Annotated in this window: 11 protein-coding genes and 2 pseudogenes; all 13 read right to left on the reverse strand. The window is 63.7% G+C overall.

Translation table 11 applies throughout. The features are described 5' to 3' along the window. Positions 1 to 105: 105 nt before the first annotated feature. The 13 genes and pseudogenes from HWX55_RS19065 to HWX55_RS19125 all read right to left on the reverse strand — a co-directional run bounded on the left by HWX55_RS19065 (position 106) and on the right by HWX55_RS19125 (position 15,565). Positions 106 to 1,449, reverse strand: a complete 1,344-nt coding sequence (locus tag HWX55_RS19065) for a Mu transposase C-terminal domain-containing protein (RefSeq protein WP_244140598.1) — start codon at positions 1,447 to 1,449, stop codon at positions 106 to 108. Between the two features lie 218 nt (positions 1,450 to 1,667). After that, entirely contained in the window at positions 1,668 to 1,793 is a 126-nt protein-coding gene (locus HWX55_RS36345) for a hypothetical protein (protein WP_279612694.1), read from the reverse strand. A 131-nt stretch (positions 1,794 to 1,924) separates the two neighbouring features. Continuing rightward, positions 1,925 to 2,554 (reverse strand): abortive infection family protein, encoded by a 630-nt coding sequence (locus HWX55_RS19075; protein ID WP_175976854.1) that lies wholly within the window; start codon positions 2,552 to 2,554, stop codon positions 1,925 to 1,927. A gap of 377 nt (positions 2,555 to 2,931) precedes the next feature. Beyond that, the gene (locus HWX55_RS19080; protein WP_175976855.1) at positions 2,932 to 4,197 is read right to left on the reverse strand and encodes a nitrate/nitrite transporter; all 1,266 of its coding nucleotides are present in this window, start codon (positions 4,195 to 4,197) and stop codon (positions 2,932 to 2,934) included. Between the two features lie 13 nt (positions 4,198 to 4,210). Continuing rightward, positions 4,211 to 4,996, reverse strand: a complete 786-nt coding sequence (locus HWX55_RS19085) for a peptidylprolyl isomerase (RefSeq protein ID WP_175976856.1) — start codon at positions 4,994 to 4,996, stop codon at positions 4,211 to 4,213. A 9-nt stretch (positions 4,997 to 5,005) separates the two neighbouring features. Next, positions 5,006 to 5,689: a respiratory nitrate reductase subunit gamma gene (gene narI, locus HWX55_RS19090; protein WP_175976857.1), complete on the reverse strand. Its 684-nt coding sequence runs from the start codon at positions 5,687 to 5,689 to the stop codon at positions 5,006 to 5,008. Between the two features lie 24 nt (positions 5,690 to 5,713). Next, positions 5,714 to 6,415, reverse strand: coding sequence for a nitrate reductase molybdenum cofactor assembly chaperone (narJ, locus tag HWX55_RS19095; protein WP_175976858.1), 702 nt, complete (start codon positions 6,413 to 6,415; stop codon positions 5,714 to 5,716). Beyond that, positions 6,412 to 7,947 (reverse strand): nitrate reductase subunit beta, encoded by a 1,536-nt coding sequence (gene narH / locus HWX55_RS19100; RefSeq protein WP_175976859.1) that lies wholly within the window; start codon positions 7,945 to 7,947, stop codon positions 6,412 to 6,414. The genes narJ and narH overlap by 4 nt, the downstream gene beginning before the upstream one ends. Beyond that, positions 7,944 to 11,708 (reverse strand): nitrate reductase subunit alpha, encoded by a 3,765-nt coding sequence (locus HWX55_RS19105; protein WP_175976860.1) that lies wholly within the window; start codon positions 11,706 to 11,708, stop codon positions 7,944 to 7,946. The genes narH and HWX55_RS19105 overlap by 4 nt, the downstream gene beginning before the upstream one ends. A gap of 515 nt (positions 11,709 to 12,223) precedes the next feature. Continuing rightward, positions 12,224 to 12,874: pseudogene (locus HWX55_RS19110) on the reverse strand (hypothetical protein). A gap of 118 nt (positions 12,875 to 12,992) precedes the next feature. Beyond that, positions 12,993 to 13,481 (reverse strand): annotated as a pseudogene (locus tag HWX55_RS19115) (helix-turn-helix domain-containing protein); the annotation flags it as partial. Between the two features lie 654 nt (positions 13,482 to 14,135). After that, the gene (locus tag HWX55_RS19120) at positions 14,136 to 15,290 is read right to left on the reverse strand and encodes a PDDEXK nuclease domain-containing protein (RefSeq protein ID WP_175976861.1); all 1,155 of its coding nucleotides are present in this window, start codon (positions 15,288 to 15,290) and stop codon (positions 14,136 to 14,138) included. After that, positions 15,287 to 15,565, reverse strand: a complete 279-nt coding sequence (locus HWX55_RS19125) for an HU family DNA-binding protein (RefSeq protein ID WP_059571965.1) — start codon at positions 15,563 to 15,565, stop codon at positions 15,287 to 15,289. Before HWX55_RS19125 ends, HWX55_RS19120 begins: the two co-directional genes overlap by 4 nt. Positions 15,566 to 15,743: the final 178 nt, after the last annotated feature.

A 15,743-nucleotide genomic window follows, 5' to 3' on the forward strand; every position in this document is an offset into this window, starting at 1 on the left:
AGCTATCGTTTCAGAAACAGCACGACACAGCCAAAAAAGGAGAGAAAGAAGACCCAGATACCCACCGAATAACCCGCAAAGCTGGTCCAAGGGGTGGGTCAGAATTCAATGCAAATCGTGGGTCAGGATTCCATGCAAATCAACAAAACTGCCTCTGCCAGCGCTTACGAAGATGCGCGAGAGATCTTCTGGGTGATAGCGGATCGTCACGGACCGGCGTGTTTCCCGCCATGCCGCGAACAAGGGATGCCAATAGCGGATCAGGAAGAGCTTGAGGCCGTCCCGCTGAATGGTCCGGGATGCGACTGGCAGGAACCGGATCAGAAACTTCAGTTCGGCATCCGGTTGAGTTGGCAAGCATCGTGAATCCGCTGCTCGCCATGTTTCCTGCCACTTTTGCGCGGGCTGAAGTCCCAACAAACCGCGGTGGGAGCTGCAGTGATAACGCCTGCCGATCTCGACAGCCAGCCACTGCTCGAACTGCTTCAACGTAAGTGAAGCTGTCTTTTCGGCCTGGCGCGCCTTGCGCCCTTTGGCTGACGATCCAGTCGAACCAGGGAGGCCACGCACGCGTTCCATCAAGGTCCTGTTCAGCCGCTCGATGTGGCCACCAAAGTGCGGCTTGCCCACCGGGCGGTACATCAGTTCAATGCCGTACTCGCGGCATCCACTGCGAAGGGCACGGCTTTTGAATTCGGCCGCGTTATCAAGATGCAGCGTTCGAGGGATACCGCGCATCGGCCAGTCAGCCTCAACGCCTAGTCTTTCGAGCCACGGCTCTTTCCGCAGAACCACGCGCGAGAGGAGCAAGCTTACCGTCGCAGCCCCCGGCCTCTCCATTGCGACATAAAAGCCAAGCACACATCTCGTAGCAACGTCGAGAGCCACAGACAGCCACGGTCGACCGATAATCTGTCCGTCCAGTTCGCTAACGATCAAGATGTCCGCTTGCGTGTGATCAACCTGCACGATATCTAACGGATGTCGGACCTGGAATGTGCCGGGGGCAACTGCAGCGTTCGGGAGGGCAGCTCGTGCCAAAGCATCCTGCTCGCGATAGGAGAGCCACCGTCGAGCTATTGTTGACCTGCTCGGAGGCGATAGACCTGCAACGCTGCAGCGACGTTTCACCTCAAGTACAAGATCAGTTGCTGGATGCGCAAGGTGCCGCTGATCGGGGAGCCATTCGTGCACGGCCTCGTCGATGACGCATTCGACGGCGGCGTCCAGTCTGCCCCCCGTCGCCCTACCCGGCTGCCTTGGCTCTAATGTGCTGGCGACCAGATCTGCGAGGAAACGTCGACGCAGGCGATATACGGTGGCGCAGTGAACGCCTAATAGCTGTGCTGCTCGTTCAGCCTGCTGTCGGGAAAGCACGCCGTTGCCAAGCGGTCGAAGCACGGACGCAATCTTCGCTGCTCGAGCGGCCCGCGCTTCGATCGAAGCCATATGGATTCCTATCAATCCACGCGACACGTGCGCTAGCAGCATTAAAGAACACGTGCAACGTGCTAGCAACGTTAGTGAACATTGGCCAAGTTTCTGTTGCAGAAACGCAACGGCTAAGCAGCCGCCAGGAAACTTCAAAAAGTCCCTGTTCGCCGAGGCTTCTTTGAAAATTTCCGCTAGCAACGTTTCTGAACACGGCTAGCGCTAATAATGAACACCTACAGCGGACACGACGCATCTTCCTGACCGCGAAACAACGAGATCGTATAGCCGAGGTCCGGAATCCCCTGGGTCCAGAGATCGACGAGATTCAGGAACGTCGCGAGGTCGCGCGGCTCTCCCATGCCCATATTCGGCTTATTTGTGAAGGTAACAGCCATGCGCGCTCGTGTGATGGGTGGGTAAAACGCTGAACAATGATGTGCAGCAGACAACTCGCTTCGACTGCAGGTGCAACGTGGGCCGGAATCGCTGCTCAGGGCGTCGACGCCGCGCGGCCGTCGCTCGGTGTCGACGAGGCATCGACCGGGCCAACTGGCGGATTGGCTTGGTGACGACTCAACAAAAAGATCGCCGCGGTGGCCACAGCGTTCTTCGCGAGCATCGCGTACGCGGGGTCGAGCGGCATCGTATCGGGCAGGGTGCCGTGCGCAGTGCTGAAGCTGTTGCGCAGCGCACCGATCCCCGTGCCAATTGAGTTGATGGCGTTCAAGATCTGCCTGGCCGCCTCCTTCGCCTGCTCGGGTTCGCCACGCAGCAGCTCGTCAAGGCATGCCTTCAAGACATAGCGCAGCACCTGGTTGGCGGGTGGTGTGACGCCCCGGGCAGCGAGAATCGACAAACAGAGTGTCTCGAAGAGGGTGTACACGCGCGCCTGTGCGTCAGTCGAGTCCAGCGACAACGCGGTGAGTGCCCGATGCCAGTCTTGGGCCAACGTCGCGTTGTCGAATCCGGTAATGCTAGAGGTCATCGCGACGTCGATCGTGACCGACTCGGCCTCGACTGCCTTTTTTACCGCGGCCAGTGACGCGTCAATGCGCGCGACCCGGGCGCGGAGCTGCTCGCCGATCGCCTTGAACAGCGAAGCGAGCACCGCGTCGTCCATCAGCTTCTCGCGCCATAGCGGTTTGCATTTCGTTAGATCGTCGTTGGACCACCATCGATGTTCCGGAGCGACACCGTAGTGGCCATCGGCGTCATCGTCCCCGCTATCGTAGAACGAGATAAACTTGTCACCGTTTGCGAAGTAAAGATGTCACTTCGCCGGTTATCGTTGACCGAACGATGCGAAACCATCGGAAAATCATGAGGTTGCACGTTGCGAATCAAAATTGTCACTGGCCGCGGCGTCGCGAAGAACAGTGTCAATTCCCTTGAGCGTCGGCAGTCCCTGTCGTGCGTAGTGCGATACCCGAGTTTGACGGAGCAATCGCACTATCGTGATGAAAGGAAGGCACCGCGGTTGCTCCTTCATCCCAACACTCAGCCCGTTACGGGTGTGCGCCGGATCTCTGACAGGTAGATGAGGATCAGCGACACCCACACGATCCCGTACAGGAACATGAAGCACGTCGTGCGCACGCGCAGCAGGTCGAGCAGCATGCCGAACAGGATCGGCAGCAGGAAGCCGCCGAGCCCGCCCGCGAGCCCGACGATGCCCGTGACGACGCCCATGTTGTCCGCGAAGTCGTCGGCGACGTACTTGAAGGTCGACGCCATCCCGAGCGCGAACACCGCGCCGAGCACGAAGGTCAGCGCGACGAAGCCGGCCACCGGCATCGCGACGTTCAGCGTCGCGGTGCCGTCGATCGTGTGGATCACGAAGTCGGTCGCCGGGTACGACAGCAGGAACAGCGCGATCCACGCGACCCATAGCCCCCACCACGTGACCGCATGCGCGCCGAAGCGGTCGGACAGCGCGCCGCCGAGCGCGCGCAGCACGGAGCCCGGCAGCGAGAAGCCGGCCGCGAACGCGGACGCCATCACGAGCGACATCCCGTATTCGCTCTTCAGGTACTGCGGGATCCACAGCGACAGCGCGGTGAAGCCGCCGAACGTGATCGAGTAGTACTGGCAGAGCCGCCACACGCGCGGGTCGCGCAGCACCTTGAACGAATCGAGCCACGAGCCGCCGCGCTTGCCCGCGCCCGGATCGGGCGCCGACGCGAACCAGAAGATCGCGGCCGTGACGAGCAGCGCGACCGCGTATACGCGCGGCACGAAGCGCCAGCCGTACGCGTTGAGCAGCAGCGGCGTGACGAACAGGTTGACCGCCGCGCCGCTCGTGCCCGCGCCGAACACGCCCATCGCGAGCCCGCGCCGCTGCGGCGGGAAGAAGCGCGCGACATACGGCGTGCCGACCGCGAACGACGCGCCGACGCAGCCGAGGAACAGCCCGATCAGCAGGAACTGCCAGAGCTGCGTCGCATAGCTGACGATATAGACGGGCACCGCGCACACGACGAGCAGCATCGTCATCACGATGCGGCCGCCGAAGCGGTCGGTCCACGTGCCGAGCGGCAGACGCATCAGCGCGCCGGTCAGCACGGGTGTCGCCGTGAGCATCCCGAACTCCGTGCTGTTCAGCCCGAGATCGGTACGCAGCTGCACGCCGAGCACGCCGAACATCATCCACACGACGAAACACACCATGAACGCGAGCGTGCTCGCGGCCAGCACCGACCAAGCGCGCAGCGGGATGGCCTGCACGTTCGCGACCGGCCCGGCGTTACCTTGTTGAGTTGCCATATGCAAAACCCCGTTATTGGACCAGCGGCCCGTTCGCGCCGTCGAATGCAACGCCTTCGACGCGCGCACTGCCCGCAAGAATCGCCACGTACTGCCGCATCGCCCGCTGCCGCACGCGTTCCGACAGGTACGCGGCGATCTGCGCGGCGGCTTCGTCGAACGGCACCGCGTCGCCCGGCACGCGGCGCTCGATCCGCACGATGTGGAAGCCGAAGCGCGTATTGACGAGTTTCGGCAGCACGCCGAGCCCATCGGTGTCGAACAGCGCGGCCTCGAATTCCGGCACCGTGTCGCCGCGCAGCAGTTGCCCGAGGCTCCCGCCGACTTCCGCCGACGGGCAGTTCGACGATGCGCGCGCCACCGCTTCGAACGTGTCGGGCGCGGCCACCACATCGGCGAGCGCGGCTTCCGCGCGCTGCCGCAGAGGCGCGAGCGGCACCCGGTCCGTCATCGCGAACAGCACGTGGCTTGCATAGACGATGTCGTTGCGGCGAAAGCGCGCCGAGTGCTGCGCGTAATAGCGCTCGCAATCGGCGCGATCGGGTTCCGGCACGTGCGTGAGCTCGCGACCGAGCAACGCGTCGACCGCCGCGTCGTCGAGCGGCGCGTCTTCGCCGAGCAGTGCAAGCGACACCGCGCGCTGCCGCAGCAGTTCGCGCACCGCGAGCGCGCGCCGTGCCGCGTCGAGCGGATCCGGCGCGTCGCCGTGATGCGCGGCCTCGGCCGCGACCGCGTCGCCGTCGATCGCGACGCCGTTGATGCGCAACGCGGCTGGTGCTTCCGGACGAACGTCGTTCATGGCGGCTCCTCAGCGCTTGCGCACGAGTTGGTACGGGCGGATCAGGTACGCGATCGACGCGATGCCGCTCCAGATGTGCACCATCCGCGTGAACGGCGACACGAGGAAGATCGTGAAGCCGAGCAGGATATGCAGCCGGTACGTGAGCGGCACGCCGACGAGCAGGCTCGCGATGTCCGGGCGGAACGTGACGACACCCTTCACGTAGTCGGTGAGCTGCTCGAACATCGCGCCGTCCATGTGGCGCGTCGACAGCACGACGGTGCCGAGCCCGAGCGCGAGCTGCACCCACAGCATCAGCACGACCACGATGTCGGACGTGCGGCTGTTCTTGCGGATGCGCGCGTCGCCGAGGCGCCGCCAGATCAGGATCGTCAGCCCGACGATCGCCGCGACGCCGGCCGCGCCGCCCGCCACCATCGCGACCAACTGGTGCCCGGACGCCGACAGGAACGGCGACACGAGCCAGTGCGGCGCGAGGAAGCCGCCGAAGTGCCCGAGCACGACGACCAGCACGCCCCAGTGGAACAGGTTGCTGCCGAGCCGCAGCATGCCGTGGCGCAACAGCTGCGAAGAATCGCTTTTCCACGTGTACTGCTCGCGGTCGAAGCGGATCAGGCTGCCGACCAGCAGCACCGCGAGACAGATGTACGGATAGATCCCGAACAGGAATTGATGCAGGTAATCGTTCATGTCTTTCCCCAATTGGGCCCGCGCTTACGCGCCGCGGGCCGGCCGCTTCTCGTGGAATCGCACCGTCTGCTCCGCGGACGCCGGTGTCGCGGCGCCGACGAAGCGCACGGCCTCGTCCGCATACGACGCGTCGAGCGCGCGGTAGTCGTCGGCGCTCGGCCGCTCGGTGGCCACGTCGTCGTCGGCCGCGTCCGGCGCGTCGGCCGGCGCGAGGCCGGCCAGCGGCAGCAGCGCGCCGACGACGAAGCTGTAATGACTGCCGCGCTGCGCGAGCTGGCCGGCCACCGCGCGCAGTATTTCGCCGGTTTCGGCGAGCAGGTTGCGCGCATCGGGCGCCGGCAGCCGCGACAGATATTCGAGGAACACGGGCAGATAGTCGGGCAGTTCGCCCGGATTCAGGAACAGCCCGTGCCGCTCGTACATCTGCAGCAGGTCGACCATCGCCTGCCCGCGGTCGCGCGATTCGCCGTGCACATGCTCGAACAGGTGCAGCGACGTCGCGCGGCCGCGATCGAACAGCGCGACGTAGTTCTCCTGCAGCGTCAGCAGATCGCGCTCGCGCATGTACGCAAAGAACCGGTCGAGCCCGGCGCGTACCGTCTTCGGCAAACGCGCCGCTTCGCGCAGGTGCGTTTCGATCGAATCGAGCACGTCGATGAGCGCGTCGTCCGGATAGTCGAGCAGCGCGGCGAACGCCGCATAGGTCGGATCGGGTGCGGTGCTCATCGGGAGACCTCGCGGATCGGAATCGTGCGTGTGCCCTTCTCCTTCTTCGCGCTGAACAGGCTCGCCGACGACCGGCCGTCCGAACAGCCGTTGCCGAACGAGAAGCCGCACGACGAACGCAGGTCGTACGCGTTCTCCGCATACTCGCGATGTGTGGTCGGGATCACGAAGCGATCCTCGTAGTTCGCAATCGCGAGATAGCGGTACATCTCCTCGACCTGCGCGAGCGACAGCCCGACCTGATCGAGCACGGCGCGCGCGTCGATGCCGTCGACGTGGCGCGCCCGCATGAACGCGCGCATCGCGAGCAGCCGTTCGAGCGCGAGCTTCACGGGCGCTTCGTCGCCGGCCGTCAGCAGGTTCGCCAGATAGCGCAGCGGAATGCGCAGCGATTCGACGTCCGGCAGGTAGCCGTTCATCCCGAGATCGCCGCTGTTGGCGGCCGCGTTGATCGGCGACAGCGGCGGCACGTACCAGACCATCGGCAGCGTCCGGTATTCCGGATGAAGCGGGAACGCGATCTTCCAGTCGATCGCCATCTTGTAGGTCGGCGAACGCCGCGCGGCGTCGATCCACGCGGCCGGCACGCCGTCGCGCTCGGCCTGCGCGATCACGGCCGGGTCTTCCGGATCGAGGAACAGCGACAGCTGCGCTTCGTACAGATCCTTCTCGTTCTCCGCGCTGGCCGCCTCGCTGATCCGGTCCGCGTCGTACAGCAGCACGCCGAGATAGCGGATGCGGCCCACGCAGGTTTCCGAACACACGGTCGGTTGGCCGGCCTCGATGCGCGGATAGCAGAAGATGCACTTCTCGGCCTTGCCGCTCTGCCAGTTGTAGTAGATCTTCTTGTACGGGCAGCCGGACACGCACATGCGCCAGCCGCGGCACTTGTCCTGGTCGATCAGCACGATGCCGTCTTCCTCGCGCTTGTAGATCGAGCCCGACGGGCAGGCCGCGACGCACGCGGGGTTCAGGCAGTGCTCGCACAGGCGCGGCAGGTACATCATGAAGGTGTTTTCGAACTGCCCGTAGATGTCCTTCTGCACGCTCTCGAAGTTGTAGTCCTTCGCGCGCTTCTCGAATTCGCCGCCGAGAATTTCCTCCCAGTTCGGCCCCCACTCGATCTTCTCGAGCCGCTGGCCGCTGATCAGCGAGCGCGGCCGCGCGACCGGCATCGCACGCGTGTTGCCGGCTTCCTGAAGATGCGCGTAGTCGAACGTGAACGGCTCGTAGTAGTCGTCGATCTCGGGCAAATGCGGGTTCGCGAAGATCTGCGCTAGCAACCGCCACTTGCCGCCGAGCCGCGGCTCGATCCTGCCGTCCGCGCGCCGCTGCCAGCCGCCGCGCCAGCGGTCCTGGTTCTCCCAGTCCTTCGGATAGCCAATGCCCGGTTTCGTCTCGACGTTGTTGAACCACGCGTATTCCATCCCTTCGCGGCTCGTCCACACGTTCTTGCAGGTCACCGAGCACGTATGGCACCCGATGCACTTGTCGAGGTTCAGCACCATCGCGATCTGTGCGCGTATCTTCATGACGTTTCTCCGGTGCGGACGTTCGACGTATCGGTCGCGGCTTCTTCGCTGTCGAGCCAGTCGATCCTGTTCATCCTGCGCACGATCAGGAATTCGTCGCGATTCGAGCCGACCGTGCCGTAGTAGTTGAAGCCGTACGCGAGCTGCGCGTAGCCGCCGATCATATGGGTCGGCTTCAGCGCGATGCGCGTGACCGAGTTGTGGATGCCGCCGCGCGTGCCGGTGATCTCGGAGCCCGGCGTATTCACGATCTTCTCCTGCGCGTGATACATCATCACCATCCCGGACGGAATCCGCTGGCTCACCACCGCCCGCGCGCACAATGCGCCGTTCGAGTTGTAGCACTCGATCCAGTCGTTATCGACCGCACCGATCGCCTTCGCGTCGTCCTCCGACATCCACACGATCGGCCCGCCGCGCGACAGCGTCAGCATCAGCAGGTTGTCCGTGTACGTGCTGTGGATGCCCCACTTCTGGTGCGGCGTCAGGAAGTTCAGCACACGTTCGGGGTTGCCGTTCGAGCGCGTGCCGACCATGCGTTCGTAGCTGCCCGTGTCGACCGGCGGCTTGTACGCGCACAGCGATTCGCCGAATGCACGCATCCACGCGTGATCCTGATAGAGCTGCTGGCGGCCGCTCATCGTGCGCCACGGCACGAGTTCATGCACGTTCACGTAGCCGGCGTTGTACGACACGTGCTCTGATTCGATCCCGCTCCACGTCGGCGATGAAATGATCTTGTGCGGTTGCGCCTGGATGTCGCGGAAACGAATCTTCTCGTCCGCGCGCGCGGCGGCCAGGTGCGTGTGATCGATGCCGGTGATGCCGGACAGCGCGCGCCATGCCTTCACCGCCACTTCGCCGTTGGTTTCGGGTGCGAGCGCGAGGATCACCTCGGCCGCATCGAGTGCGGTGTCGATCCGCGGGCGCCCTTGCGCGGCGCCATGAGCGACCTTGTAGTTCAGTTCGCCGAGCAGCTTCACTTCGTCGTTCGTATCCCAGCCGATGCCCTTGCCGGCGTTGCCGAGCTTGTCCATCAGCGGGCCGAGCGACGTGAAGCGCGCATACGTGTCCGGATAGTCGCGTTCGACCGCGACCACCGCCGGCATCGTGCGGCCCGGCACCGGTTCGCATTCGTCGCGCTTCCAGTCCTGCACGTCGAACGGTTGCGCGAGTTCGCCCGGCGTATCGTGCGCGATCGGCGCGAGCACGACGTCGCGCTCGACGCCGAGATGCCCGTCGCACAGCTCGGAGAAGCGCTTCGCGATCCCCTTGAAGATCTCCCAGTCGCTCTTCGATTCCCACGCGGGATCGACCGCCGCCGACAACGGATGGATGAACGGATGCATGTCGGACGTGTTCATGTCGTCCTTCTCATACCACGTCGCGGTCGGCAGCACGACATCCGAGTACATGCAGGTCGTCGACATCCGGAAGTCGAGCGTCACGAGCAGATCGAGCTTGCCACGCGGCGCTTCGTCGTGCCACGTCACCTCCTCGGGACGCCGGCCGCCGGTCGCGCCGAGGTCCTCGCCCTGCACGCCGTGAGTGGTGCCGAGCAGATGCTTCAGGAAGTACTCGTGGCCTTTGCCCGACGAGCCAAGCAGGTTCGAGCGCCATACGAACAGGTTGCGCGGGAAGTTGTCCGGTGCGTCCGGGTCCTCGCACGCCATCCGCAGCGCACCAGCCTGCAACTGCCGCGCGACGTCCGCACCCGCCTGCGACGGGTCGCGCAGGCTCGCGCCGACCTTCAATGGATTCACCGACAGCTGCGGCGCGGACGGCAGCCAGCCCATCCGCTCCGCGCGCACGTTGTAGTCGATCGGCGCGCCGTGGAACCGCGACTTGTCCGCAAGCGGCGACAGCAGCGCGGCCGGATCCATCGGGTCGTAGCGCCACTGGTCGGTATGCGCGTAGAAGAACGACGTCGCATTCATCTGGCGCGGCGGGCGGTTCCAGTCGAGCGCAAATGCGAGCGCGGTCCACCCCGTCTGCGGCCGCAACTTCTCCTGGCCCACGTAGTGCGACCAGCCGCCGCCCGGCTTGCCGATGCAGCCGCACATGATCAACATGTTGATGATCGCGCGGTACGACATGTCCATGTGGAACCAGTGGTTGATCCCCGCGCCGATGATCACCATCGACTTGCCCTGCGTCTTGTGTGCGTTCTCCGCGAACTGCCGCGCGACCGAGATCACGTCCGCGCGCTTCACGCCGGTGATCGCTTCCTGCCACGCCGGCGTGTACGGCAGGTCGTCGTCGTAGCTCGCGGCCACGTCGCGCCCGCCGAGCCCCTGGTCTAGCCCGTAGTTCGCGACGAACAGGTCATAGACGGTCGCGACCAGCATGTCGCCGTTGCGCGTCGCGATGCGCCGCACGCCGATCCGGCGCGACAGCACGGATGCATGCTGCGTCGAGTTGAAGTGCGCGTGCGGCTGGTTGCCAAAATACGGGAACAGCACGTCGACCACGTCGTCGTGCGCGGCCGTGCACGACAACCGCGGCGACAGCGCCGCGCCCTTCGACGTCTCGCTGCGCAGGTTCCACTTGCCCTTGTCGGCGTCCGCCTGTTGACCCCAGCGGAAGCCGATCGAGCCGACCGGCACGACGAATTCGCCGCTCGCGCCGTCGATCATCACGGTCTTCCACTCCGGATGCGCGGCTTCGTCGAGCGCGTCGTCGAAGTCGGATGCGCGCACGAGGCGCTCGGGCACGTAGCCGTCGCCATGCGGCACGAGGCGCACGAGGCACGGCATGTCGGTGTAGCGCTTGCAGTAGTCGGCGAAGTAGTCGCTCTTCCCCGCCAGATGAAATTCCTTGAGGATCACGTGCCCCATCGCGAGCGCGAGCGCCGCGTCGGTGCCCTGCTTCGGGTGCAGCCACAGGTCGCCGAATTTCGCGCCTTCCGAGTAGTCGGGGAACACCGACACGACCTTGGTGCCGCGGTAGCGCGCCTCGACGAGGAAGTGCGCGTCGGGCGTGCGCGTTTGCGGGACGTTGGAGCCCCACATCATGATGAACGTCGAGTTGTACCAGTCGGCCGATTCCGGCACGTCGGTCTGCTCGCCCCAGGTCTGCGGCGACGCGGGCGGCAGGTCGCAATACCAGTCGTAGAAGCTCAGGCACACGCCGCCGATCAGCGACAGGTAGCGCGAGCCCGCCGCATACGACACCATCGACATCGCCGGAATCGGCGAGAAGCCGACCACGCGGTCGGGGCCGTGCCGTTCCACAGTGTGGACATTCGCCGCCGCGACGATCTCGTTCACCTCGTCCCAGCTCGAACGCACGAAGCCGCCGAGCCCGCGCCGGCTCTGGTACGAGCGCCGCGCTTCATCGTCGTCGACGATCGAGCGCCATGCTTCGACGGGGCCGAGCGTGCGGCGGCGTTCGCGCCACAGCTTCACGAGCGCGCTGCGCACCATCGGGTGCTTGAGGCGGTTCGCGCTGTACAGGTACCACGAGTACGACGCGCCGCGCGAGCAGCCGCGCGGCTCGTGGTTCGGCATGTCGGGGCGCGTGCGCGGGTAGTCGGTCTGCTGGGTTTCCCAGGTGACGATCCCGCCTTTCACATAGACCTTCCACGAGCACGAGCCCGTGCAGTTCACGCCGTGGGTCGAGCGCACGATCTTGTCGTGTTGCCAGCGCATCCGGTAACCGTCTTCCCATTTGCGGTCTTCGTCGGTGACGGCGCCGTGCCCGTCGGAGAAGCGAGGCCTCGTGGTGGAGAAATAACGCAATCTATCCAGGAAATGGCTCATGGGGATCTCGTTTTTCCGGTCTTTGGCAGACCCTGATTATTTAAGGAGGTGAAATGCCGGTTGTAAAGGACGATCGAAATCGGGCCGTTTCGCCGTTGTCACCGCGAGCGAACCCATTGTTGCGCGGACGGAAATGTCACGAATTGATATAAATCACGGTATCGTTCGTCCACCTGCAGCAACGAAACTGGATAGCGTCTCAGCGATTCCCCCTATCGCAAGGCACGATTGCTGATCGGCCCTCTCGGCACTGGAGTCGACCGAAGCAAAATTGTCACTGACTGCGGTTTGCGAAGACCGGTGTCAACTCCCCTGCGGCGCCGGCAGCGGCGGTCACGCGTTGTGCGGTGCCCGAGTTTGATTGGGCAATCGCGCCGTTGCGATAATAAGGTTTATCTCGCTAGCATCCACCGAAGTTCGCCTCATTCCCCGCCATCGCGCGCTAACGAACCACGAACGCTGGAATCGGCGAATGCTTGACCGACTTCACGATCCAATCGGACATTGTGCCGACGCTATCCCAAGTGACGTTCGTAATAGCGTCTCGTCAACGCCTTGCGGTACTCAGGCTTCATCGGGCGCGCTTTGTCTGGCGACCAACCTCAGCCTCCATAACTGCCACCACAGAACGCGCATCGATACGGCGACTCGAGCAGCCGAACATTCACGACGTAGGGGGCAGCATAGCCGCAGTGGCGGCACGCGGTTTCCAACTGACGATAATGCGCCGGACAGGTATTGAATTTCAGCATCTGGTGCACCACGCTGTGGTAGCCGCGCGCAATGCAGCTGCGGCAGTGACGAAAGAGTGGGCTGTACTGGCGCCGCTGACTCGGGTGCAGCAGCCCGATCTCGAGCGGCGCATAGGGAATACCGAGGACGCTGTGTAGTCGCGCAACGCTGACGCCCCCGAGCTGCGGTACTACGCCCTCGTACGGATCGATGTCGGGACCCAGTACTCGCGCCACAACGTGGCCGGGCAATGCATTTACTTTCTCGAACTTCCACAAAATCGACACGAGCGATTCGCAGGGATCCAGCCAGCGCTTGTTAAACAAGTAGCCCATCGACGGTGTCAGCTTTTGCTCGTCGAGCGTCAGAATCGGCAGGCGCGGCGGTTGGAGCGACGCTCCGCTACGCTGTGGCGAGGACGTGACCGGTTGCATGGCGAGACTGAATGTAACCACATTGATGCGCCGCGTGCATCCACAACGCCGGCTCGGGGCAGTAGCCCGGCGCATCCATTAACTCGCTGTCCTTCAAAACGATTTCGACCGCACGCGCGAGCCAGAACGCGCGGCTGGAGTTAAGTTTGACGTGGGCGACCTCCAGGCGTCGCCGCAGCCCGCCAACAAACGCGTATTCGCAGCTCCAGTCAAACTGGAAGGCTTCGCCGGGTTCGAAGGCGAGCGGCACGAAGGCCTTCTTGCGAGGCGCCTCAGCCTGCTCCTCGTGCCAACGCCTCACGAACGCGCTTACGCGGCCGTAGCTGCCGGCGTAACCCTCGGCGCGGATCGCCTCGAACATGAACCGGGCGGTGCGCCGGTCACGCTTCGGGCGATGACTGTCGGCACGCAGCCAACCTGTCAGCTGTGCGGCCCAGTCGTCGATGACGCTCGGGCTGACGCGCTTCGGATACTTCGGCTCGACAGCATCAGTCTGCCGCAACCAGCGACGCACCGTGTTTCGGGACAGGCCCGTACGCCGCGCAATCTCGCGCAGCGGGACCTTCTCGCGGAAATACATCCGCCTGATCTTGGCCAATATGCCCACCGTGATCACCTTTGTATCCCCTGCTCAAAGATTGAGCAGGGCATTCAATCACGTGGGTCAAAATTCGATGAAAATTTTCAGCTCTAGTGGGTCAGTTCTGTGCGGACATCAACAATCCAGGATTATCGGGTCAATGCCCGCGGAGGTCCCGCCAAGCCAGTCGTCGAGATCGTGGTGGATGGTCAAATACCGGACATCGCGCGCTATGTCATCGAAGTGCGACGCATGAAGGGCGACCAAACGCTCCAACAACTGGCCTGAACGCGCTCGCCCGCGGGTAATATGGCGCCACTGGCGCCGACGGTCCGTCAACTCACCAAAGGAGATGGCACTGGACGCGTCCACGCGTAGTCGTCACCGATGCAGTTAACGCAGATGCGATCGTCGCCGACATCGCCGGAAGAAGTGTTGGCCATTGTTTTCTCTTCTCGCCAGCGTTCAGTTACCCTACCTTAACTCGCCGATTGTCAGCAGCCGCGGGGCATAGACAAACAGCCCTTCGCTGCGCCTTCGTCAGTGGCTATCGGCGCGACGTAGAGTGTTTTCGCATGGCTTGATTGCCAGTGCCAGCAACATCAAAATTTACCGGACGCCCGCTCCATCGTATTCGCCCATCCACGCGTATTTAAGCACCTCGGAACCTCGGACGGGAAATCACGCCTTGCGGCCCCGGCGCTCCAGTTCGACCCTGGTACGTTCCAATTCTCGCGCGAACGTGGCCTCATCCGGGAGGACCGTCTGATACTCCGCTGCGAGTATCTTGTTCGGTAAGTTGTCGAGTGCATAATGCGCCTCGGCCGCGCCTTTTTCAGCACACAGAATCAAGCCAACCGGGGGGTTTTCGCCGGGCTTCATCCAATGTTCACGCGCGTAGTTGAGGTAGAGATGCATCTGCCCCGCGTCCGCATAGCTGAAGCGCCCAACCTTCAAATCGATAATGAGCAGACATCGCAAGCGCCGGTGAAAAAACACGAGATCGACTCGAAACCAAGCGTCATCGATCCGTAAACGCCGCTGCCGACCTATGAACGCAAAGTCATCGCCGAGCTCGAGGAGAAAGTCCGCCAAGTGCTGGATCAAAGCCGCTTCGAGATCCGACTCCGAATATTCGTCCTTCATGTCAAGAAATTCGAGGACAAACGGATCGCGAATCGCTTCCTCAGGCGATAGAAAATCGCCGGGTTGCGCTACAGCCGCCTTTCCGAGCAAGGACGCCTTGTTGCGTGACAGCACCAGCCGTTCATAGAGCTGACTGCTGATCTGACGGTCAAGCTGCCGCACAGACCAGCCCTCACGCAGCGCTTCAGCCTCGTAAAAGTCGCGAGCAGCTTGCGCTTTCACCGCGAGGAGGCGGACGTAGGCGGACCAGGGCAACGGAAAAGCCTGAGCGATAGAATTTAGCTCAAACGCCCCGCCCGGCGGCGCCTTCACCGCCGCCTTGGTTGATTTTGCAGACGCTGTCGGGACAATCCGGGCGGGCGTGGATTGTGCAGACAGTGTCTGCACAATCCGATCCGCAGGCCACATCAAGTAAAAGGCGCGCATCTGTGCGAGATTGCGCCATCCGAAGCCGCGACCGAATCGCTCTGACAGATCGGCGCCCAAACGGCGGATCACCGCCTCGCCATAAGCGGCCCGTCCCTCCCCGCCCTGCTCGAACTCAACGATTCGTCGCCCGATCTCCCAATAGGTCGCCGTCATTAGGGCGTTCACCGTGCGAGCCGTCGCTTCGCGCGCCGACGCGACTACATCGGCAATTTCACGGTGCAGTCCCGCATAAGCGGCCTGCCCGACATCACGCTGCGTCACAGTGCGTTCACCACGTCCTTGAACGCCTTGCCGGCGGTGAACTTCACAGTATTCGCGGCCGGGATGGCAATCTCCGCACCCGTCGTCGGATTACGTCCCGTGCGGGCAGCGCGCTGCCCCTGCGAAAACGCGCCGAAACCGATCAGCTGTACCGATTCGCCGCGACTCACCGCGTCCGTGATCGCGTCCAGGACCGCCTGGACGGTTTTGCTCGCGTCGGTTTTGCTGACGCCTGCGCCCGCTGCGACCGCGTCAATGAGTTCCTGCTTGTTCATGAACAGCCTCGGCAACAAAGTCAAAGCTGCACCCTACCTCATCCCGCTGCACACACGCAAATCGCTGGCCTCCGCCCCACCACTGCCTGCGGCGGGCAGCCGACCAATGAACTCCGGCTTACACCTGTCCCAGCCACGCTCGCCAAGAGCAATCGCGAACGTTTTCCGCCCGGCCAGC

It is taken from the genome of Burkholderia sp. BCC1047, from assembly GCF_902833155.1.
GTDB lineage: Bacteria > Pseudomonadota > Gammaproteobacteria > Burkholderiales > Burkholderiaceae > Burkholderia > Burkholderia sola.

Coding starts and splice junctions, on each gene's coding strand:
- HWX55_RS19065 (WP_244140598.1), bottom strand. CDS start 1,449: ATGGCTTCGATCGAAGCGCGGGCCGCTCGAGCAGCGAAGATTGCGTCC.
- HWX55_RS36345 (WP_279612694.1), bottom strand. CDS start 1,793: ATGGGAGAGCCGCGCGACCTCGCGACGTTCCTGAATCTCGTCGATCTC.
- HWX55_RS19075 (WP_175976854.1), bottom strand. CDS start 2,554: ATGGACGACGCGGTGCTCGCTTCGCTGTTCAAGGCGATCGGCGAGCAG.
- HWX55_RS19080 (WP_175976855.1), bottom strand. CDS start 4,197: ATGGCAACTCAACAAGGTAACGCCGGGCCGGTCGCGAACGTGCAGGCC.
- HWX55_RS19085 (WP_175976856.1), bottom strand. CDS start 4,996: ATGAACGACGTTCGTCCGGAAGCACCAGCCGCGTTGCGCATCAACGGC.
- narI (WP_175976857.1), bottom strand. CDS start 5,689: ATGAACGATTACCTGCATCAATTCCTGTTCGGGATCTATCCGTACATC.
- narJ (WP_175976858.1), bottom strand. CDS start 6,415: ATGAGCACCGCACCCGATCCGACCTATGCGGCGTTCGCCGCGCTGCTC.
- narH (WP_175976859.1), bottom strand. CDS start 7,947: ATGAAGATACGCGCACAGATCGCGATGGTGCTGAACCTCGACAAGTGC.
- HWX55_RS19105 (WP_175976860.1), bottom strand. CDS start 11,708: ATGAGCCATTTCCTGGATAGATTGCGTTATTTCTCCACCACGAGGCCT.
- HWX55_RS19125 (WP_059571965.1), bottom strand. CDS start 15,565: ATGAACAAGCAGGAACTCATTGACGCGGTCGCAGCGGGCGCAGGCGTC.